Source organism: Brevibacillus borstelensis, assembly GCF_003710865.1.
Lineage (GTDB): Bacteria > Bacillota > Bacilli > Brevibacillales > Brevibacillaceae > Brevibacillus > Brevibacillus borstelensis.
On sequence record NZ_RHHO01000002.1, the window covers coordinates 23,961 to 43,698 of the forward strand.

General features: G+C 50.2%; 22 protein-coding genes. All 22 read left to right on the plus strand.

The features are described 5' to 3' along the window. The first annotated feature begins 20 nt into the window (after positions 1 to 20). Positions 21 to 290, plus strand: a complete 270-nt coding sequence (fliQ, locus tag EDM54_RS01195; protein WP_003385878.1) for a flagellar biosynthesis protein FliQ — start codon at positions 21 to 23, stop codon at positions 288 to 290. A gap of 3 nt (positions 291 to 293) precedes the next feature. Further along, positions 294 to 1,076, plus strand: a complete 783-nt coding sequence (gene fliR / locus EDM54_RS01200) for a flagellar biosynthetic protein FliR (protein ID WP_003385877.1) — start codon at positions 294 to 296, stop codon at positions 1,074 to 1,076. Beyond that, positions 1,073 to 2,170, plus strand: a complete 1,098-nt coding sequence (flhB, locus tag EDM54_RS01205; protein WP_003385876.1) for a flagellar biosynthesis protein FlhB — start codon at positions 1,073 to 1,075, stop codon at positions 2,168 to 2,170. Before fliR ends, flhB begins: the two co-directional genes overlap by 4 nt. A 25-nt stretch (positions 2,171 to 2,195) precedes the next feature. Continuing rightward, positions 2,196 to 4,238 carry a flagellar biosynthesis protein FlhA gene (flhA, locus tag EDM54_RS01210; RefSeq protein WP_003385875.1) on the plus strand — a complete coding sequence of 681 codons (2,043 nt, stop codon included), beginning with the start codon at positions 2,196 to 2,198 and terminating at the stop codon, positions 4,236 to 4,238. After that, positions 4,235 to 5,623 (plus strand): flagellar biosynthesis GTPase FlhF, encoded by a 1,389-nt coding sequence (gene flhF, locus EDM54_RS01215; protein ID WP_039071271.1) that lies wholly within the window; start codon positions 4,235 to 4,237, stop codon positions 5,621 to 5,623. Before flhA ends, flhF begins: the two co-directional genes overlap by 4 nt. Positions 5,624 to 5,628: 5 nt before the next feature. Further along, complete coding sequence (locus tag EDM54_RS01220; protein ID WP_003385872.1) at positions 5,629 to 6,495, plus strand: MinD/ParA family protein; 867 nt, start codon at positions 5,629 to 5,631, stop codon at positions 6,493 to 6,495. Between the two features lie 32 nt (positions 6,496 to 6,527). After that, entirely contained in the window at positions 6,528 to 7,640 is a 1,113-nt protein-coding gene (locus EDM54_RS01225) for a protein-glutamate methylesterase/protein-glutamine glutaminase (protein WP_003385871.1), read from the plus strand. 20 nt (positions 7,641 to 7,660) lie between these two features. Next, the gene (locus EDM54_RS01230; RefSeq protein WP_003385870.1) at positions 7,661 to 9,721 is read left to right on the plus strand and encodes a chemotaxis protein CheA; all 2,061 of its coding nucleotides are present in this window, start codon (positions 7,661 to 7,663) and stop codon (positions 9,719 to 9,721) included. A gap of 15 nt (positions 9,722 to 9,736) precedes the next feature. Further along, positions 9,737 to 10,213 (plus strand): chemotaxis protein CheW, encoded by a 477-nt coding sequence (locus EDM54_RS01235; protein ID WP_003385869.1) that lies wholly within the window; start codon positions 9,737 to 9,739, stop codon positions 10,211 to 10,213. Positions 10,214 to 10,216: 3 nt separating this feature from the next. Continuing rightward, positions 10,217 to 10,843 carry a chemotaxis protein CheC gene (locus tag EDM54_RS01240; protein ID WP_003385868.1) on the plus strand — a complete coding sequence of 209 codons (627 nt, stop codon included), beginning with the start codon at positions 10,217 to 10,219 and terminating at the stop codon, positions 10,841 to 10,843. Then, a complete protein-coding gene (locus tag EDM54_RS01245) occupies positions 10,830 to 11,315 on the plus strand; it encodes a chemotaxis protein CheD (protein WP_003385867.1) in 486 nt (161 codons plus the stop codon). Before EDM54_RS01240 ends, EDM54_RS01245 begins: the two co-directional genes overlap by 14 nt. 2 nt (positions 11,316 to 11,317) lie before the next feature. Continuing rightward, positions 11,318 to 11,689, plus strand: a complete 372-nt coding sequence (locus tag EDM54_RS01250; RefSeq protein WP_003385866.1) for a hypothetical protein — start codon at positions 11,318 to 11,320, stop codon at positions 11,687 to 11,689. A gap of 17 nt (positions 11,690 to 11,706) precedes the next feature. Further along, a complete protein-coding gene (locus EDM54_RS01255; RefSeq protein ID WP_003385865.1) occupies positions 11,707 to 12,495 on the plus strand; it encodes a FliA/WhiG family RNA polymerase sigma factor in 789 nt (262 codons plus the stop codon). Between the two features lie 72 nt (positions 12,496 to 12,567). Then, positions 12,568 to 13,986 carry a flagellar assembly protein A gene (locus tag EDM54_RS01260; RefSeq protein WP_003385864.1) on the plus strand — a complete coding sequence of 473 codons (1,419 nt, stop codon included), beginning with the start codon at positions 12,568 to 12,570 and terminating at the stop codon, positions 13,984 to 13,986. Positions 13,987 to 14,018: 32 nt separating this feature from the next. After that, positions 14,019 to 14,363: a hypothetical protein gene (locus EDM54_RS01265; RefSeq protein WP_003385863.1), complete on the plus strand. Its 345-nt coding sequence runs from the start codon at positions 14,019 to 14,021 to the stop codon at positions 14,361 to 14,363. A 43-nt stretch (positions 14,364 to 14,406) separates the two neighbouring features. Then, positions 14,407 to 14,907, plus strand: a complete 501-nt coding sequence (locus EDM54_RS01270; protein WP_003385861.1) for a DUF6115 domain-containing protein — start codon at positions 14,407 to 14,409, stop codon at positions 14,905 to 14,907. Beyond that, positions 14,900 to 15,565 (plus strand): hypothetical protein, encoded by a 666-nt coding sequence (locus tag EDM54_RS01275; RefSeq protein WP_024983831.1) that lies wholly within the window; start codon positions 14,900 to 14,902, stop codon positions 15,563 to 15,565. Before EDM54_RS01270 ends, EDM54_RS01275 begins: the two co-directional genes overlap by 8 nt. 193 nt (positions 15,566 to 15,758) lie before the next feature. After that, positions 15,759 to 16,466: a 30S ribosomal protein S2 gene (gene rpsB, locus EDM54_RS01280; protein ID WP_003385859.1), complete on the plus strand. Its 708-nt coding sequence runs from the start codon at positions 15,759 to 15,761 to the stop codon at positions 16,464 to 16,466. Between the two features lie 95 nt (positions 16,467 to 16,561). Next, positions 16,562 to 17,449 carry a translation elongation factor Ts gene (gene tsf / locus EDM54_RS01285; RefSeq protein ID WP_003385858.1) on the plus strand — a complete coding sequence of 296 codons (888 nt, stop codon included), beginning with the start codon at positions 16,562 to 16,564 and terminating at the stop codon, positions 17,447 to 17,449. A 159-nt stretch (positions 17,450 to 17,608) separates the two neighbouring features. Further along, positions 17,609 to 18,331 carry a UMP kinase gene (gene pyrH / locus EDM54_RS01290; RefSeq protein WP_003385857.1) on the plus strand — a complete coding sequence of 241 codons (723 nt, stop codon included), beginning with the start codon at positions 17,609 to 17,611 and terminating at the stop codon, positions 18,329 to 18,331. A 3-nt stretch (positions 18,332 to 18,334) separates the two neighbouring features. After that, entirely contained in the window at positions 18,335 to 18,892 is a 558-nt protein-coding gene (gene frr, locus EDM54_RS01295) for a ribosome recycling factor (protein ID WP_003385856.1), read from the plus strand. Positions 18,893 to 18,955: 63 nt separating this feature from the next. Beyond that, positions 18,956 to 19,726, plus strand: coding sequence for an undecaprenyl pyrophosphate synthase (uppS, locus tag EDM54_RS01300; RefSeq protein ID WP_003385855.1), 771 nt, complete (start codon positions 18,956 to 18,958; stop codon positions 19,724 to 19,726). Positions 19,727 to 19,738: the final 12 nt, after the last annotated feature.

The following is a 19,738-nucleotide window of genomic DNA, read 5'->3' on the forward strand; positions in this document are numbered from 1 at the left end:
CCGGCCAAGGAGGGTAGAGCATGACACAAGAGTTACTTATGAGAGTTGCCCAAAGCTCTGTCTATACGATTTTGCTGATCGCTGCTCCGGCGCTGGGCGTAGGTCTGCTGGTAGGGTTGATCGTCAGCATTTTTCAAGCAACGACACAAATTCAGGAGCAAACGCTCGCTTTTATTCCCAAAATCGTCGCCATCCTGGTCACCATCCTGGCTGTCGGCCCTTGGATGCTGCGAATCATGCTCGAGTTCACCATGGGGATATTTGGGAATCTCCACAAGTTTGTCGGGTAACCAATGACAGCCTTCTTGGTTCACCTACCTGTGTTGTTGCTTGTATTTGTCCGCCTGACCGCTTTCTTCGTATCGGCTCCGTTTTTCTCGATGAAAGGCGTGCCGAATCAGTTTAAGATCGGTTTGGCTTTGTTTATGGCGGTCATCAGTTTTGGTTCTGTCCCGGTTCAAGGGGCAATCCCGATGGATTTGACATTTATCCTTTACGTCATCAAAGAGGCATTGGTCGGCGTCATATTGGGCTATATTTGCGAGTTGATGTATGTCACTGTCCAGGTTGCGGGCGGGATCATGGATATGCAAATGGGGCTGGCTATGGCCAACGTCATCGATCCGCGGACCGGTGCGTACGTTCCGCTTACGGGCCAATTCAAAAACGTTTTGGCGATGCTATACTTTCTGAGCATGAATGGACATCATATGCTCATTCGCGGAATCATCAAAAGCTATCAAGCCATTCCAATCGATGCCGTATGGGCTGCTTTGGGCAGCGAACAGGTCATGTGGCTGGCGGTAAAAGTATTTCGGGAAATGTTTCTAAGCGCCTTTCTGATTGCTACGCCGATAATCGTTTCATTGTTTCTGGTAGACCTTTCTCTTGGTATTATCGCCAAATCAGTCCCGCAATTTAATATTTTTGTTGTTGGATTTCCGATCAAACTGCTGGCAGGCTTTCTTCTGTTAATCGTAGTGATGCCTGCATTTCTCCTGACGTTAAGCAGTTTGTTCGAAAAAATGTTTCGATCGTTAGCGGAGATGATGAAGCTGCTCGGAGGAACAGGATGAACCGAATAACTTTTTTGTACCCTGTCGACCTCCAATACTTCAGCGGAGAGAAGACAGAAAAGGCAACTCCCAAAAAGAAACAGGATGCCCGTAAAAAAGGGCAAGTGGTGAAAAGCGCCGACTTGTCTCCGGCGCTTAGCCTGATGGCAGCGTTTCTCATGCTCGTCGCTTTTGGTGCAACTATGTTTCATTCCTTTGAAAACCTGATGAGAGAGTCCCTGATCACCTTTGCGACGTGGCAAGTAAATGAAGAAAACCTGGCAATCATTATCCGGAAGGTTGCCTGGGAAGCAGTCAAGATTGCCGGGCCAGTGCTCGCCGCTGTTTTTTTAGTTGCCCTCTTTGCAAACTACGCCCAGGTGGGGTGGCTGTTTACGACAGAGACGATTCAGTTCAAACTGGAAAAATTGGACCCTATCAAGGGGGCCAAACGAATGTTCAGCCTCCGTTCATTGGTGGAGCTGGCCAAATCGCTTTTAAAAATCAGTACAGGCATACTGGTTGCCTACATGATCTTGTGGGATGTGCGAGATGAATTAATCAAGCTCTCCATGCAACCGCTGGAAGCGACGCTCTCCTTTGCTGCAGCGGAAGCTTCCAAACTGGGACTGCTAATCGGGCTGTTGCTTCTCATCTTGGCTATTTTGGATTACTTGTATCAACGATATGAGTACGAAAAAAATCTGCGAATGTCCAAACAGGATATTAAAGACGAATACAAACAATCAGATGGTGATCCCCTCATTAGAGGGAAGATTCGTGAGCGTCAGCGCAGCATGGCAATGCGGCGCATGATGCAGGAGCTGCCGAAAGCCGATGTAGTGATTACCAACCCGACTCACTTTGCGGTTGCGATCCGCTACGACAGCAATGAGATGCACGCGCCGACAGTGATTGCCAAAGGGCAAGACTACATGGCATTGAAGATTAAGGAAATTGCAAAGAAACACCGTATTGTAACGATGGAAAACAAGCCTCTTGCCAGGGCTCTACATAGCCAGGTGGAGATTGGTCAGCCGATACCTGAAGAATTGTTTAAAGCGGTTGCCGAGGTTCTCGCCTATGTATACAAACTGCAAGGGAAAGTGAAGTAAAACAAAGAAGAGAGGAGGACTAACGGTGGGATTAAAGATGAAAGAGCTAGGTACGGTCTTGTTTGTCATTAGTATCGTTGTCATGATGGTGATCCCACTGCCTTCCGAGTTGTTGGATCTGCTTCTCATATTGAACATCTCCCTTGCCTTGACGATTTTGCTAGTGTCTATGTACACGCGGGAGACATTGCAGTTCTCCATCTTTCCTACAGTCCTGCTGATTACGACACTCTTTCGACTGGCTTTGAACGTCTCGACGACGCGGAACATTCTTTCGCATGCCGAGGGCGGTAAAGTTATTGAAGCGTTCGGCAGCTTCGTCGTAGGCGGCAATCAGGTCGTAGGTTTTGTTGTTTTCCTGATCCTTGTCATCATTCAGTTTATCGTTATTACAAAAGGCTCGGAGCGCGTTGCCGAGGTTGCAGCACGCTTTACCCTGGATGCAATGCCAGGGAAACAAATGAGTATTGATGCGGACTTGAATGCCGGGATGATTACCGATACAGAAGCTCGGGCCCGTCGGAAAAAAATCGAAGACGAGGCGGATTTCTACGGCGCGATGGATGGTGCCAGCAAGTTTGTGAAAGGGGACGCCATCGCCGGTATTATCATCTTTATCGTGAATATTATCGGTGGATTTATCATCGGCATGGTGATTCATGACATGAGCTTTGCCGAGTCCGCTTCTAAATTTACAACGATGTCCGTAGGTGACGCGCTTGTCAGCCAAATCCCGGCGCTGCTCATTTCGACTGCGACCGGTATCATCGTAACGCGCGCAACGTCTGGAGACGGACTGGGCGAAGATATCGCCAATCAGCTATTCAGCTACCCGCGCCTGCTGTTTATCGTGGCCGGTGGAATATTCCTGCTTGGCTTGCTCACGCCCATTGGTCTGGTGCCTGTTGTTCCGATTTCCGGCTTGCTCGCTTTTGCCGGATGGAAAATGACGCGGAAGCAAAAGGTGGCCTGGGAAGAGACGGCTCAACAAGAAGAAGATCAGCAGCTGGAAGAAGTGCGCAGTCCAGAAAGCGTCGTCAACCTGCTTCAGGTCGATCCGATCGAATTTGAATTTGGCTATGGACTCATTCCGCTTGCGGACAGCAAGCAGGGTGGTGATCTGCTCGATCGCGTCATTATGATTCGACGCCAGGTTGCCTTGGAACTTGGCATTGTCGTGCCGGTCATCCGCATCCGGGATAACATCCAGCTTCGCCCGAATGAATATGTGATCAAAATCAAGGGGAATCAGATTGCGACGGGAGAAATCCTGCTCGATCATTATCTCGCCATGAGCCCGGGCTTTGACGATGATTCGGTCGTCGGGATCGAAACCGTTGAACCTGCGTTTGGTCTTCCCGCTTTATGGGTAACAGAAGAAAATAAGGAGATTGCTGAACTTTCCGGATATACGGTTGTGGACCCTCCATCTGTTGTCGCCACTCATTTGACCGAAGTGATCAAGCGTCATGCTCATGAATTGCTTGGACGTCAAGAGACGCGGGCACTGATTGACAATGTTAGAGAGGTGGCACCGGTTCTCGTCGATGAGCTGATTCCAGGCTCTCTGTCGATCGGCGAAGTGCAGAAGGTGCTGCAAAAGCTTCTGCGTGAAAAAGTCTCGATTCGCAACCTGACAGTCATTTTGGAAGCATTGGCTGATCATGCGATGTACACAAAAGATCCGGAAGTGTTGACCGAATACGTGCGTCAGGCGATGTCGCGCCAGATCACCCTGCAATATACGGAGCCGGGACAGCCGCTCCGCGTCATCACCGCCGGACCAGGATTAGAAAAGACGATTTCCGAGCACGTAGAGCAGACTGAGCAGGGCAGCTACCTGGCTATCGATCCGGAAACATCACAGCGCATTTATCAGAATATGTCAGCGGAGGTTAGCAGAATGGTCAATTCGGGACAGCAGCCGATCATTCTCTCATCGCCTGCCGTCCGCATGTATCTGCGTCAGCTCATGGAGCGGATGATGCCGGATGTTCCTGTTCTGTCGTACAGCGAGCTGGAGCCACATGTTGAAGTGCAAAGTGTAGGGATGGTGAACATTTCGTGAGAGTAAAACGATACATAGTCGATTCCATGCCGGAAGCACTTGACAAAATTCGTGTTGATCTAGGGTCTGAAGCCATCATTCTCAATTCCAAAGCAATCAAGACGGGAGGCTTTCTCGGTTTTTTTGGAAAGCAGCAAATTGAGGTGGTCGCGGCTGTCGACGACAAAGAATCCGAAAAGCAAAAAAGCTCGGCTGCGGCCAGACAGCGGACCGTTCCCGCCAGACCTGTAACGACCGGCACGAGCACTGCCCAGCGAGCCTATCAGTCTATTGCGGCAAGCTCCCAGACCAAAAGCCAGGGCATTGGGAGCCAGCCGCTGTCGGAAGACGCTGCACCAGTCCTCTTCGGCAAGCAGGATACACGTGAGCAGAGGGTGGAGGCGGAACGTCACGGATCAGACAATCTTCTGAAAGAGCACCACCCAGAAAAAGAACCGATAAAAGAATTGATGAAAGAACCAATGAAAGAACCGATCCAACCCCGGAACTCGAAAACCGACTCGCCCCCGTCGGCGAGTGAGCAGAGCGATCAGATCGCACTTGAGGTCCGCAGCATGCGGCAGATGTTTGAAAAGCTGTTGACCAATGATATGACACAGCAATTGCCCCAGCCGGTTCAAGCGGTGAGAAGCCGATTGAGGCAGCAAGAGGTAACTGAGGAGGCTGCAGCGCAGGTTATTCAGCAAGTCATTCTGGAGTGCGAGACTGATTGGGATGATGCCAAGGCCTCGCAGGTAGCGGAGGAATTGATCGCCAAGCGTCTCGAAAAAGCCGTAAAACGACCTGCGTGCATCGAGAAAGACGTGCGGTATGCTTTCTTCTTTGGACCGACTGGCGTGGGAAAGACGACGACCATCGCAAAATTGGCGGCAGCCTGCATGTTAAAGGAAAAGCGGAAAGTCGGCTTTATTACGGCAGACACATATCGGATTGCGGCCGTTGAACAACTGAAGACGTACGCAAACATATTGAATGTACCGTTTGAAGTGGTTTTTTCTCCGAAAGAGATTCCGCAAGCGATGGAGCGATTAAGCGGGTGTGATCTGATCTTTGTCGACACAGCGGGAAGAAACTACCGAAATGACGAGTATGTGCAAGGGATTCGCGATTTGGTGGTGGCAGATCAAAACAGTCTAAACTTTTTGGTACTGAGTCTCACGTCCAAATACAGCGACATGAAGACGATCATCCGCAATTTTGACGATGTTCCGGTTTCCCGGGTCATTTTTACAAAGGCGGACGAAACGGATGCCTATGGGGCCATGCTAAACGTAGCGTTTGAGACGGAGCTCTCGATTTCTTATGTGACTACGGGCCAAAATGTCCCGGACGATATTATCGTGGCGACCCCCCGACTGATAGCTAACATGATAATGGGGGAATGAATCGTATGCATGACCAAGCAAAACGACTTCGTGAGCGAATGCAGCAGAATTCGTCCTCCCGTCAGACGCGGTTGGTTACAGTGACGAGCGGCAAAGGGGGAGTAGGGAAATCCAACTTCAGCCTGAATTTCGCACTTGGCTTGCGCGAAAAAGGACACAAGGCCATCCTGTTTGATGTCGATTTGGGTCTTGCAAACCTGGATGTACTGATGGGAATTACGCCAAAGCGTCACCTGCTGCATTTGATCGATCAAGAGGCAACAGTCTGGGACATTATGGAGACGGGGCCCGGAAATTTGGAATTTATCGCGGGAGGTTCAGGGTTTACCCAAATTCTTCAGCTCGACAACCACAAGCTGGATATCCTGTTTCAAAAGCTGGAACCGCTTCACGGCTACGCCGATACGATTATTTTTGACACCGGGGCGGGCATCTCTCAGGAGTCTTTGCGATTCATGCTGTCTTCGGATGAAGTGATTTTGGTCACGACGCCAGAGCCGCCGGCTATTACGGATGCGTATGCTGTAATTAAAATGATTCACTCCCGCAATCCTCAGACGAAGGTACGCCTTGTCATTAACCGGGCAACGTCGGATCGTGAAGGACAAGCCACTGCGGACAAATTGAGCATGGTAGCCAAACGATTTCTGGATATGGAGATAAGCAAGCTCGGCTATGTCATGGATGACGATCATGTCACAAAGGCTGTAAAACAGCAGCGTCCGTATTTCCTTGCCTTTCCGCAATCGCAAGCTTCCAAAAGCATCAGAAATCTGGTAGCTGCATATCTCGGGAGCGCTGGAGCAGCGGGTTCCGGTTCACCAGGAGGTTTAAAAGGTTTCTTTAAGAAGCTGAAGGGCTTCATCCCATAATACAACTAGACTTCGGAAGGGAGCGATGGCGGATGAGTACTATTCGTGTTCTCGTCACAGATGATTCGGCATTCATGCGTAAGGTTATTTCTGACATCCTGCAAAGCGACCCTGAAATCGAAGTAATTGATCGTGCGAAGAACGGACTTGAATGCGTGGAGAAGGCTGCCAAGCTGAAGCCTGATGTAATCACGCTGGATATCGAAATGCCGATCATGAATGGCTTGGAAGCTTTGGAACAGCTAATGAAGCAAAGTCCTGTTCCTGTAGTGATGTTGAGCAGCTTGACCAGAGAGGGCGCAGAAGCAACGATTCGAGCGCTTGAGCTCGGAGCCATCGATTTTGTTGCAAAGCCATCCGGGCCGATTTCACTTGATATTCACAAAGTCGGCGATCGTCTGATCGAGAGAGTGAAAGCTGCCTCTCAAGCCAAGAAAAGAACGAATAAGTTTAAGCTTCATGCAGAGAGTACTGCTTCCCCGTTCCTGTTCGCAGCCAAGGCCACGGAAGACATTGTGCTTGCACCCCGGCAGGCATCGACTGAAATGCCTGTAAACAGAGCTGCATCCGGTTCGGCCAAGCTTGTGGTGCTGGGAACTTCAACCGGAGGCCCCAAAGCACTGCAAACTGTTCTGACAGCATTGCCCAGTCAGCTCCCTGCTCCGATAGCAATCGTGCAGCATATGCCAGCCGGTTTTACAAAATCGCTGGCACAGCGTCTGGACTCTCTCTGTGCGATCCGCGTAACAGAGGTAACAGACGGAGAATGGTTGGAGCCCGGAACCGCGTACATCGCACCTGGCGGCTATCATTTTGAAGTTGTACAAACGAACGGAAGACTGCAGGCCAAACTGCATCAGGAAGAGCCCCGAGGTGGTCACCGTCCTTCTGTCGACATCCTTTTTGAGTCTGTCAGCCGATTGACAAAAGTAGACAAATGGGCAATTATCATGACAGGCATGGGAAATGATGGGACGAAGGGCCTGATCAAAATGAAGGAAATAGGTCCTGTAACGAGTATTATCGAGGATGAATCGACATGTGTCGTGTTCGGGATGCCGCGTGCGGCCATCCAGGCAGGCCTCGCTGATCATGTCGTGCCATTACACAAAATTGCAGAAACACTCTGCAAGCTGCTGCACTGATTTTGGGAGGTGGAACACCCATGGACATGAATCAATATTTGGACATGTTTATTGAAGAGTCAAAGGAGCACCTGCAAGCGATCAATGCGAACTTGCTCGTTTTGGAGAATGATCCGGAAAGCACTCAGATCGTCAACGAAATATTCCGTTCCGCGCATACGCTAAAAGGTATGTCGGCGACAATGGGTTTTGAGGATATGGCGAGTCTGACCCATGAAGCGGAAAATGTGCTGGATTTAATCCGAAATGACAAGCTGAAAATCAACAGCGATATTATGGATGTGATTTTCCAAAGCGTTGACCTGATTGAAGGCATGGTCATGAATATTATGGAAGGCGGAGACGGCTCGGCAGACGTGTCACAGCCAGTTGCTAAACTGCGGGCAATCGTATCGGGGGATTTTTCTGCCATTGCGAATGTGGCAGCCCAGGAAGCAACTGCGTCAGTCGAGCAAGTCGCTGCTGGCGGCTCCGAAGACGGCAACCGCGAGTACGATCTGGACGAGTTTTCTCTTACGGTTTTGAAGCAATCGAAGGAAGCGGGCAACAACCTGTTCTGGATCAAAGTAACCTTGCAGGAGAACTGCCTGTTGAAAGCAGCCCGTGCGTATATGGTTTTTGACCAGCTGGAGTCGATGGGGGAAGTGATCAAATCGACACCTGCGGTAGAGGATTTGGAAAACGAGCGCTTTGATCTTTCCTTCGAAGTAGTCTTTGTCACGATGGAACCTTTGGAGAAAGTGAAAAAAGCAATCAGTAATATTTCGGAAATTGAGGAAGTGCTCGTAGAACCGGTTGAAATGAAGGAAGCAGGAAAGCAAGCCAAGCAAGCAGAGCAGCAGGTAGCTGCTGCAGCCGCTGCGCCTGCAGAAGTCAAAAAAGCCGAAGGACCCGCACAGAACAACACGGCCGTGAAAAAAGTGACGGCGGGCGGAAAAACGATCCGCGTAGACATCGAGAGATTGGACGTCCTGATGAACCTGTTTAGTGAGCTGGTTATCGACCGTGGGCGTTTGGAGCAGCTGGCCCGCGAACTCGGCAAGAGCGAGTTGCAGGAAACCGTTGAGCATATGAGCCGCATCAGTGGCGATTTGCAAAACATCATTCTGACGATGCGCATGGTTCCGGTCGAGCAAGTATTCAACCGTTTCCCTCGGATGATTCGCGACCTGGCAAAAGATTTAAACAAAAAAGTAAATCTGGAGATATATGGCGCGGAAACAGAGCTTGATCGGACGGTCATCGATGAAATTGGCGATCCGCTTGTTCACCTCCTGCGAAATTCGCTCGATCACGGTGTGGAATCTCCAGCCCAACGAAAGCAGGCTGGCAAGCCGGAGGAAGGAACGATTCAGCTTCGTGCCTTCCATAGCGGAAACCATGTGTTTATCGAAGTAAAAGATGACGGTGCCGGCATTAACAAAGATAAAGTTCTGAAGAAAGCGATTGAACGGGGCATCGTAAATCCGGCTAACGCAGATTCCTTGAGCGACAGGCAAATCTTTGAACTGCTGTTCTCGTCAGGCTTTAGTACCGCTGAGGTCATTTCGGACATCTCGGGACGAGGAGTCGGGCTCGACGTAGTGAAAACGAAGATTGAGTCCCTGGGCGGAAACGTAAGCGTCGACTCTGTTCGTGGACAGGGAACGACATTCCTGATCCAGCTTCCGCTCACGCTCTCGATCATCTCGGCCATGCTCGTTCAGGTTCAAAACGAGAAATACGCTGTTCCACTCAGTTCTATCATTGAAACAGCGGTATTCCGCAAAGATCAAATCATGATGGCGCATCGCCAGAAAGTCATTGATTTCCGCGGAAGAGTGGTTCCTCTCGTTTCGTTGCAGGAAATCTTCCAGATTCCGGATAACGGAGCGGACAAAGATGACGAAGTAGCAGTCGTAATCGTCCGCAAGGGTGAAAAAATGGCCGGACTTGTCGTCGATTCATTTATTGGCCAGCAAGAAATCGTCCTGAAGTCACTCGGCAAGTACCTGGTAAACGTGTTCGCCATTTCTGGGGCAACGATCCTGGGAGACGGACAAGTAGCGCTGATTATCGACTGCAACGCACTGATTAAGTAAGAGGAGGGCAGCCGTATGCTCGAGCAAAAGGAAATCATCGGAGAAGTAAAAGTCATCGTATTTCGCTTGAAAGACGAAGAATACGGAGTTGATGTAAATCAGGTCAAATCGATTGAGAAATTGGAGCATATTACCCGCGTTCCGCGAACTCCGGCATTTGTCAAAGGGGTAATCAACCTGCGCGGAGTTGTAACGCCGATTATCGACCTGCGCAATCGCTTCAGTCTGGAAGAGACAGCGTATACCGAATCGACGCGGATTATTATTGTGGCGGTTGGTGAACTGGAAGTAGGCCTGATCGTAGACGCGGCTAATGATGTGATCGATATACCGGTGAACGCGATCGAACCGCCGCCGGAGGTTGTCGGAGGAGTGGAGGCCGCCTACCTGCGCGGAGTGGCCAAGCTGGAAAAACGCCTGCTGATCCTGTTGAATCTGGATAAGGTGTTGAGCAACGAGGAAATCAAACAACTTGACTCCTTTGAGGGATAAGGGATGGAATACTTTACAAAGTTTGGCGATTTTCAATTTGACGTACTTCGGGAAGTAGGGAACATTGGCGCTGGCAACGCGGCTACTGCACTTTCCAAACTGATACAAAAAGAAATCGACATGAAGGTGCCGCAGGTAAAAATTATTCCCTTTGACGAAGTAGCGGACTGCGTCGGAGGTCCAGAGGCGGTCGTTGTTACTGTCTTTCTTCGGGTTGAGGGAGATTGTCCGGGCAACATGTTTTTCATCCTGGATATGGCTTCCGCTCGGCACGTTCTGCAGCAGATTATCGGCGAAGTGAAGGATGTAGAAGAATGGACAGAGTACGAGGCTTCCGCTCTTCATGAAATCGGCAACATCCTCACCGGTTCCTACTTGTCTTCGCTGGCTGATTTTACGAATTTGAATCTGCAGCCATCCGTACCGGCTCTGGCGATCGATATGGCGGGGGCCATTCTCAGCTACGGACTTTTGGAACTGGGACAAGCAGGGGACTTCGCGCTCACTATCGATACGGCTTTCTTTGAAGGCAATGAACAAGTCCAAGGTCACTTTTTTCTGATCCCTGATCCCGAATCCTTAAAGACATTATTTCGATCATTAGGAGTACCGTTCGATGGAGATTATTAAAATTGGGATGGCGGACCTCGGAGTTGCAAAATCTCCTGACCGATTACGGACTACAGGGTTAGGTTCATGTGTGGGAGTCGTCCTGTATGATTCTGTACATAAAGTTGCCGGGATGGCCCATGTCATGCTGCCTGAGTCCTCTCTCGGAAAAGGCGGGGAGATCGCGATCGGGAAATACGCCGATACCGCTATCCCCCGTCTCATTCAGGACATGAAGCTGGCTGGAGCATCGACGACCAACATGGTGGCAAAGCTGGCCGGCGGAGCTCAGATGTTTGCATTCCTCGGAAAGAGTGACTCGATGAGGATCGGACCGCGAAATGTAGAGGCGTGCAAAATGGCACTGCAGCAGGCAAAGATAAAAGTAGTTGCCGAGGATACAGGAGGAAATTGCGGGAGGACCATCGAGTTTGATGCGGCTACGGGTCTTCTGCAAATTCGAACCGTCAATCAAGGTGTGAAGGAAGTATAGGTATGCTGGGTACGATGTGGGTGAATACAGGGTTCGGAGCACTTGCTTCTGTCATTACGTTTTTTACGGCTTTGGCCGGAAACGTCTGGCTGGTTTCTTTGGAACGCGCCGGTTATGCATTTATTCTTTTTTTTCTTGCAGCTTTCCCGATACGTTGGCTCGTTGCTAAAATCATGGGCTCTTTCCAAGCCCCTGAGACCATGGTTCCGGCAGAAGCTGCCGAGGGGGGCGTCCCCTCGGCTTCCGGAGAGCCGGATGATCCCCAGGGAGACGGTGAATTTATACCGCTGTCTCTGGACCAAATGGGGAGCGCTCCTCTGGCGCATGATCCCACCACCGTTGCAGATGTTGTGAGGCGTTTAACTGATGAGTAAAGGTTGGTGACGAAATCGTGGCACGGCTAACCAATCAAGAAAAAGCAAGGCAGTTTGACAAATGGGTATTGTGGAAAGAAGAAGGCAGCCGGGACGCGGAGGTGGATCTGGTCACACAGTATCTCCCGTTAGTGGACAAGGTAGCCAACAGGCTTGCGATCAACCTTCCGAATAATGTGGACAAAGATGATCTGATCAGCTATGGCCGCTTTGGTTTGTTGGACGCGTTGGCCAAGTTTGATCATACCCGCGGGCTTCAGTTTGAGACGTATGCGATGTGGCGGATTCGCGGTGCCATGATCGATGGTTTGAGGGAGAACGATTGGATCCCCAGGACGGTTCGAGACAAGGCAAAGAAGATCGAAGAGGCGTATACGCTCTTGGAGCAAAAGCAACTGCGAGCGCCGACTGACTCCGAGGTTTCTTCTTACCTCGGCATTTCGGAGAAAGACTTGCAGCAGGTCTTTTATGAAACTTCACTCGCCACGATGATTTCTATAGATGAAGCTGTGGGGGAAGAAGAGGAGCAAAAGACAGCAAGGCATTCCTACATCGTCGATGAAGTGACACCGCGTCCCGATCAGGTGGCTGAATTGGCAGGCCTGAAAGAAGTGTTGACCGCCGTCATCGACAAGCTGCCGGAAAAAGAGCGTCTTGTCGTTTCCTTGTTTTACTTTGAGGAGCTGACCTTGTCGGAAATTGCAGATGTGATGAGCTTGTCACCCTCGCGTATCTCGCAGCTTCATTCCAAGGCGATATTTCGTTTGCGTTCCGCACTTGCCAGATGGAAGTCTCAGCTTGTCTAAAAGATAAATAGCTACAAATAGAAGATACAGAAAATGGGAGAAGAGGGCCCATGGTTTGAGAGTGGTAGAAAGATGGAAGCGATAGGAAACTACAAGCTCGAAGTCAAAATCTCTCAGGACAAACTGGAAGCCGGGATCATGTTGGTGATTGCCGACCAGGAGCTAGGATCGCAGCTTCGCATAACGGAGACAGAAGTGCGTGAAGTATTGCGACAACAAAAAATTACACATGGAATTCTTGATCAGGTCGTCCAAGAACTGTGCAGCAACCCGGCAAAATTTGTGAACACGTACGTTACGATCGCGAACGGAACTGCTCCTGTTGCCGGGAAGGATGGCGAGATCGAGTACACCTTTCTTGAAAAAAATCAAGACGAAAAACGGCCAAAAGAGCTGGAAGACGGACGGGTTGACTATTACAGCATTACGAACATTCCCAATGTGGCTAAAGGGCAGCTGTTGGCGCGGAAAACACCCCCAGTGCCCGGAATAGCGGGTATTGCGGTTACCGGAGAGCCCATCGTTCCTAAAGCCGGCAAGGAAGCTGTGCTGAAGCTCGGCAAAAATGTGGTGTTGAATGCAGAGAAAACGATGCTGTATTCAGCGATAGACGGTCAGGTTTCCTTTACGGACAATCATAAAGTGAATGTATTTCCTGTGTTCGAAGTCAATGGTGATGTCGATTTTAGCGTCGGGAACATCGATTTTGTGGGAACGGTGGTCATTCGCGGTAACATTCCGACTGGCTTTCGGGTGAAGGCATCAGGGGATATTCGCGTCCTCGGAAGTGTCGAGGGCGCCGAATTGGAAGCCGGAGGTTCGGTTGAGATCAAGAGTGGTATTGTCGCTCAAGACAAAGGACAAGTAATCGCCGGCAACAACGTGAAGACGTCATTTATTCAAAATGCAAATGTCACGGCAGGCAATCAAGTCCTGGTTTCGCAGAGCATCATGTTCTCCCAGGTGCGGGCGGGAAAGCAAATTATTTGTAATGGTCCAAAAGGAATCATTATTGGCGGCACGCTTCAAGCTGGAGAAAAAATAACGGCTCGTGTGATAGGCAATACGAGTGCAACGCCTACGGTTCTGGAGGTTGGCGTCAAGCCGGAGCTGCGTCTGGAATTGGCATCGATCAATAAAGAACTGCAAATTGTGTATGAAAATTTGCGCAAAACGGATCAAGGGCTGGGCGTACTAAACCAGCTCCTGCAGGTAAATGGCGAGCTTTCTCCGGAAAAGAAGACCATGCAAATCAAGCTGGCCAATACAAGGCTGATTCTGGAGAAAGAAGGAAAACAGCTCGAAGCTCGCAAAAAAGAAGTGGAAGCGGAGCTGGAGGGAGATTCACCAGCCGCCATTGATGTGTATTACACGATGTATCCTGGCATTAAAATGGTATTTGGCAAACTGGTCCGGTTTATCAAGCAGGAGTTTGCACGTACCCGCTTTCTCGTCGTTAACGGAGAGATCACGACTTCCACTCTCGTCTGAGCATAGCGATACGGAAAAAGGAGATGGCCCTGATGAGTCTCAAAACGGTTGAGTTACAGGTGGCACTGCCGCGAACCACTGAGGTTGGGCGCATTCAGGAACAATACCAGCATCGGCTAACCAACGAGCAGCATCTCCTGCAACAAGAGCAGAAAGGGATAGACCAACAAAAAAGTCAGCGTGCAGCAGAGGTCAACGAGACAGATAAAAACCAGCTGAGGGATAAAGAGCGACAAGACCAGCAGGGCAGCAAGGAGTCGGCGTTGGAAGCCTCTACAAAACAGGCGGCACAATCTCCCGGAAATGGCGGCACCGCATCTGGGGAAGTGGCGATGCGCGACCCTCTTCGCGGACGTTACATCGACATATCCTTGTAACCTTACCATCAAGAAGAAAATGAAGGAAGTATAGGTGACTACAATGAATGGGTCTTATTATATTTTGGCAGGGGCAGGGGTGGCAATCATGGTGCTGGCCCTGCTGTTTTCTTCCAGACGTTCAAAAAGGGATCGCATGCCAGCCGCTCCACAACTGAATATAGAGGAAGTGGAGGCAACGCTCCAGCGTTTTGTCCTGCAAATCAAGCAAGAGAAAGAAGCTGAGAGTGAAGCGTTCTACAAGTCGAATGCACAACTCAAGAAAGAACTGGCTGATGCGAAAGGGCGACTGGACAAAGTGGAGCGGGAATTGGCTGAACTGCGTACCGCCCGTCGGCAGCCGGCAAGTCCAGACCAGCAGGAGTCCTCCGGAGAGGCGGCGGATGTGCTTTCCATGCGTGAGCGCTATCGGCGCGTATTCGAATTGATGCAAGAAGGACTGGGGCCTGACGAGATTGCAAAAAGGCTGGGGGCAGGCAGAGGAGAGATCGATTTGATCTTGTCATTGGCCAAGCCGCGGGAGGCAGGAGCGGCCAATGAATAAGCGCGATATCTTTTTTGGATTCGGGGCCGGTCTCCTCGTGGCAGCATCGATTTTGGGAATTACAACACAAAAGGAAGCCCCGGGAACCCACCAGTCCTTGACGAAGGAACAGCTGGAGACAGCTGCAGAAGAGCTGCAACTGGTCGTTCTTTCTAAGGAAGAGTTCAATCAGCTGCAACAAGAAAAAAAGATTGAGCTCCAACCGCTGCCAACCCCGCCAAAGAAGCCTTCTGCCCCTGTTTCATCGACACCGGATCAGCCGCAAGCGGGAAAGCCTGAGAAACCCGAAGCAGCACTGCCGCAAGCGCCGGTGAGAGCAAAGGAACCAAAAAGCGAGACCTCGGTCATGCCCACTGCCGAAACTGCTGATCCAAGCAAGCCGCAGCAGCCTGTTCCGGCGGATAGTTCTCAGGTGTCCGTGCCGACAGAGCCCTTGCCAAAAGAGACGAAGACGATCCAGATTCCATATAAAGCGACGGCGGAAAGTGTCGAGCGCACATTGGTGGACGCAGGGATTTTGGAACCCGACAACCAGTTTGTAGAAACGTTGAAAAAGCAGAACAAACTCAATCGCATACGTGTCGGCACGTATCAGATTCCCCTCGGGGCAAGCGAAGCTGACATCGTGTCCATCATCGCGACGCCTCCGAAAAAGTGAGGCGATTTTTTTTGCGGGAAATGGGATTGGTTTCTTGCAATCGTTTAGGTCATATGATATATTCATTAACGGTGTTGAATTCGCACGTCCACCAATTCCGGCAATGGTGCTGCCAGATTGGCAGTTTTGTTTGGAAAATGCGGTGAGGCGGAGGTAAGCACAAAAAAACCATTTTTTAAGGAGGTGTGAAAATATGGCAGTGATTTCGATGAAACAGCTCCTCGAGGCTGGTGTACACTTCGGTCACCAAACTCGCCGCTGGAACCCGAAAATGGCACGCTATATCTTCACCGAACGTAACGGCATCTACATTATTGACCTGCAAAAAACCGTGAAAAAAGTTGAGGAAGCGTACAACTTTGTACGTGAACTCGCTCAAAACGGCGGAAAAGTGCTCTTCGTTGGAACGAAGAAACAAGCACAAGAATCCGTAAAAGAAGAAGCAATCCGTACAGGCCACTACTACATCAACCAACGCTGGCTGGGTGGTACGCTGACGAACTTCTCTACGATTAAAAAACGTACTGCTCGCCTTGCTGAGCTGAACCGTATGGAAGAAGACGGTACTTTCGCAGTTCTGCCGAAGAAAGAAGTTATCGTTCTTCGCAAGGAAAAAGAGCGTTTGGAAAAATTCCTGGGCGGTATCGCTCACATGGAAGAACTGCCAGACGCGCTGTTCGTAATCGATCCGCGCAAAGAGCGCATCGCAGTAGCAGAAGCTCGCAAATTGGGTATCCCAATCGTTGCGATTGTAGATACTAACTGCGATCCGGATGAAATCGACTACGTGATCCCAGGTAACGACGATGCCATCCGCGCTGTTAAGCTGCTGACTTCCAAAATGGCTGACGCTCTGGTTGAAGGCAACCAAGGCGGCGAACAAGCTACAACAACTGCGTAAGCAAGTGTATGAGGGTGGACTGAGGGTTTCAGAACCCCGTCCACCCTTTTTAACACCTATACTTAGATTCGACTTTCCCAAGGAGGTTCTACGATATGGCAATCAGTGCACAAGCGGTGAAAGAACTGCGCGAGCGTACAGGCGCAGGGATGATGGACTGCAAACGCGCTCTCGAAGAAACGAACGGTGACATGGAAAAAGCGATTGACCTTCTCCGTGAACGCGGAATCGCGAAGGCTGCGAAAAAAGCGGGCCGCATCGCAGCAGAAGGCTTGACTTCCTGCGCTGTAGCCGGCAACGTTGCGGCAATCGTGGAAGTAAACTGTGAAACAGACTTCGTAGCGAAAAACCCTGAGTTCCAAGAGCTGGTGAAGGACATCGCTGAGCACGTTGTATCCCAACGTCCTGCGAGCGTAGAAGCTGCTCTGGAGCAGCCGTTCAAAGGCCAAGGAGAAACTCTCGGCCACATGATCAACGAAAAAATCTCCACCATCGGAGAAAACATTTCCTTCCGTCGCTTCTCCATCCTGGAGAAATCCGATAACGGCGTGTTCGGTAGCTACCTGCACATGGGCGGCCGCATCGGTGTTGTAGTCGTCCTCGAAGGAACTACAGACGAAACGCTGGCAAAAGACCTGGGTATGCACGCAGCTGCATCCAACCCGCGTTTTGCCAACCGTGAGGAAGTATCTCAAGACGAGATCGAGCGCGAGCGCGAAGTACTGAAAAACCAAGCTCTGGCTGAGGGCAAACCGGCAAATATCGTAGAAAAAATGGTAGAAGGCCGCCTCTCCAAATACTTTGAAGAGTACGTAATGGTTGAGCAGCCATTCGTTAAAGATCCAGACAAAAAAGTTGCCGCTCTGCTGAAAGAAAAAGGCGCTACTTTGAAGGGCTTTGTCCGTTATCAAGTGGGCGAAGGCATCGAGAAAAAACAAGAAGACTTTGCCGCTGAAGTAATGGCGCAAGTTAATAAACAGTAATGACCGTAAAAATAGGGAACACCTGCGTGTTCCCTATTTTATAAGAGCAGGCGGATCGCCGCTAGGCACGTATTGCCCGGTGATCGGAAAAGTCGCTCGGCTAGCTGGGAGGATTCCGGTAAAGCACAGAGAATGTTTCATGAATGGAGGCCGTTTCACATGCCACTTCCTGCCTATAAACGGGTTGTGTTAAAGTTGAGTGGGGAAGCTCTGGCGGGAGACATCGGGTACGGGATTGACCCGAAGGTGATTTTCTCCATCGCCAACCAGATTAAGGAAATTGTAGAATTGGGAGTACAAGTTGCAGTTGTTGTCGGTGGTGGAAATATCTGGCGCGGACTCTCAGGCAGCTCCAAAGGCATGGATCGGGCCACAGCCGATTACATGGGGATGCTTGCAACCATTATGAACTCGCTCGCTCTGCAGGATGGATTAGAAAAAGTGAACGTCCCGACTCGTGTACAAACGTCCATCGAAATGAGGCAAGTAGCCGAACCATACATACGCCGCAGGGCAATACGCCATCTGGAGAAACAACGAGTGGTCATATTTGCCGCAGGTACGGGGAATCCCTATTTTTCCACAGATACGACGGCTGCGTTGCGGGCCGCCGAAATCGAAGCTGAAGTCATTCTGATGGCTAAAAACAAAGTAGACGGTGTCTATTCCGCTGATCCGAGCATTGACCCAACAGCAGTGAAGTACGACAAGCTCACGTTCCTCGAAGTGTTAAGCAAGGGTCTGGGCGTAATGGATTCCACGGCATCGAGCCTCTGCATGGATAATGACATTACATTGATTGTCTTTAATATTTCTGAAGAAGGCAATATTCGTCGCGCCGTTATGGGTGAAAAGATCGGAACATTGGTTAAGGGGGAATAATACATGCCGCAAACCGTATTGAAAGATATGGAAGAACGTATGAGCAAAGCCATCAGCACACTAAAAAAAGATCTTGCCAGCCTGCGTGCGGGTCGTGCAAACCCGGCCATTTTGGATAAGATTGTGGTGGATTACTACGGAACACCGACACCGATCAGCCAATTGGCTAATATCAGTGTGCCGGAACCGCGCATGCTGACCATCCAGCCATGGGATAAGTCTTCCTTAAAGGAAATCGACAGAGCGATTCAGCAATCCGACCTCGGTTTGACTCCTTCCAACGACGGGACAATCATTCGCATTGTGATCCCGCCGCTTACAGAAGAGCGCCGCAAGGAATTGGTCAAGGTAGCGAACAAGAGCGGGGAAGAAGCGAAAGTAGCGATTCGGAACATCCGCCGCGATGCCAACGATGACATCAAAAAGCTGGAAAAGGGCGGAACGATATCCGAAGATGAGTCCCGCCGCCATCAGGAGACGATTCAAAAGGCGACTGACAAGTACATCGCTGAAGTCGATAAGATCGTCAAGGAAAAGGAAAAGGACATTCTGGAAGTTTAATGCATGATCCCCCTCATCTGAGGGGGATGAATGTCTATATCTCTCATTTTGGGGGAACACTTTATGTTAGAACATCTCGCGCGCAAGTTGACTCGAAAAGAAAAACAGGGGTCATCCGTAGAGTTTGACAGCTCCGGACCAGTCCCGAACCACTTGGCCGTAATTATGGACGGGAACGGACGCTGGGCCAAAATGCGGAATCTTCCCAGGATTGCCGGACACAGGGCAGGGATGAAGACGGTAAAAGAGATCGTCAAAGCATCCGATGAAATTGGCGTCAAGTATTTAACCATGTATGCATTTTCTACCGAGAACTGGAAGCGACCCAGAGAAGAAGTAGACTTTTTGATGAAACTGCCGCAGGAATTTTTGTCGACAGAATTGGAAGAATTGATCGAACGCAACGTTCAGATTCGAATGGTCGGCAGCAAAGACGAATTGCCTGCACATACGCTGAAAGCGCTGGAAACAGCGGAGGAGCGGACGAAGCAAAACACGGGGCTGCAGTTGATTTTTGCCCTTAATTACGGGGGACGAAAGGAAATTGCCTTAGCAGTAAAAGATATAGGTACCCGTTTGCAAGCGGGTGAGATCGACCTGGAACAATTGGACGAAGAGATGATTTCCCGACATTTGTACACGAGTGACATCCCAGATCCAGACCTGTTGATACGCACCAGTGGAGAACTTCGTTTGAGCAACTTTATGTTGTGGCAGCTGGCCTACACGGAATTGTGGTTCACCGATGTGCTTTGGCCCGATTTTACCAGGGAACATTTATATCAAGCGATTGCTGAATACCAGGGCAGAGCTCGTCGCTACGGAGCGGTATAAGCCGAGAGGTGG

What these genes read in the sequence shown, in the direction of transcription:
- uppS (WP_003385855.1), top strand. Translation starts at nt 18,956, where the DNA reads ATGTTAGAACATCTCGCGCGCAAGTTGACTCGAAAAGAAAAACAGGGG.
- EDM54_RS01225 (WP_003385871.1), top strand. Translation starts at nt 6,528, where the DNA reads ATGAGTACTATTCGTGTTCTCGTCACAGATGATTCGGCATTCATGCGT.
- EDM54_RS01265 (WP_003385863.1), top strand. Translation starts at nt 14,019, where the DNA reads ATGAGTCTCAAAACGGTTGAGTTACAGGTGGCACTGCCGCGAACCACT.
- EDM54_RS01245 (WP_003385867.1), top strand. Translation starts at nt 10,830, where the DNA reads ATGGAGATTATTAAAATTGGGATGGCGGACCTCGGAGTTGCAAAATCT.
- fliR (WP_003385877.1), top strand. Translation starts at nt 294, where the DNA reads ATGACAGCCTTCTTGGTTCACCTACCTGTGTTGTTGCTTGTATTTGTC.
- EDM54_RS01220 (WP_003385872.1), top strand. Translation starts at nt 5,629, where the DNA reads ATGCATGACCAAGCAAAACGACTTCGTGAGCGAATGCAGCAGAATTCG.
- flhB (WP_003385876.1), top strand. Translation starts at nt 1,073, where the DNA reads ATGAACCGAATAACTTTTTTGTACCCTGTCGACCTCCAATACTTCAGC.
- tsf (WP_003385858.1), top strand. Translation starts at nt 16,562, where the DNA reads ATGGCAATCAGTGCACAAGCGGTGAAAGAACTGCGCGAGCGTACAGGC.
- EDM54_RS01230 (WP_003385870.1), top strand. Translation starts at nt 7,661, where the DNA reads ATGGACATGAATCAATATTTGGACATGTTTATTGAAGAGTCAAAGGAG.
- rpsB (WP_003385859.1), top strand. Translation starts at nt 15,759, where the DNA reads ATGGCAGTGATTTCGATGAAACAGCTCCTCGAGGCTGGTGTACACTTC.
- EDM54_RS01240 (WP_003385868.1), top strand. Translation starts at nt 10,217, where the DNA reads ATGGAATACTTTACAAAGTTTGGCGATTTTCAATTTGACGTACTTCGG.
- EDM54_RS01260 (WP_003385864.1), top strand. Translation starts at nt 12,568, where the DNA reads ATGGAAGCGATAGGAAACTACAAGCTCGAAGTCAAAATCTCTCAGGAC.
- fliQ (WP_003385878.1), top strand. Translation starts at nt 21, where the DNA reads ATGACACAAGAGTTACTTATGAGAGTTGCCCAAAGCTCTGTCTATACG.
- EDM54_RS01235 (WP_003385869.1), top strand. Translation starts at nt 9,737, where the DNA reads ATGCTCGAGCAAAAGGAAATCATCGGAGAAGTAAAAGTCATCGTATTT.
- EDM54_RS01270 (WP_003385861.1), top strand. Translation starts at nt 14,407, where the DNA reads ATGAATGGGTCTTATTATATTTTGGCAGGGGCAGGGGTGGCAATCATG.
- EDM54_RS01250 (WP_003385866.1), top strand. Translation starts at nt 11,318, where the DNA reads ATGCTGGGTACGATGTGGGTGAATACAGGGTTCGGAGCACTTGCTTCT.
- EDM54_RS01275 (WP_024983831.1), top strand. Translation starts at nt 14,900, where the DNA reads ATGAATAAGCGCGATATCTTTTTTGGATTCGGGGCCGGTCTCCTCGTG.
- pyrH (WP_003385857.1), top strand. Translation starts at nt 17,609, where the DNA reads ATGCCACTTCCTGCCTATAAACGGGTTGTGTTAAAGTTGAGTGGGGAA.
- frr (WP_003385856.1), top strand. Translation starts at nt 18,335, where the DNA reads ATGCCGCAAACCGTATTGAAAGATATGGAAGAACGTATGAGCAAAGCC.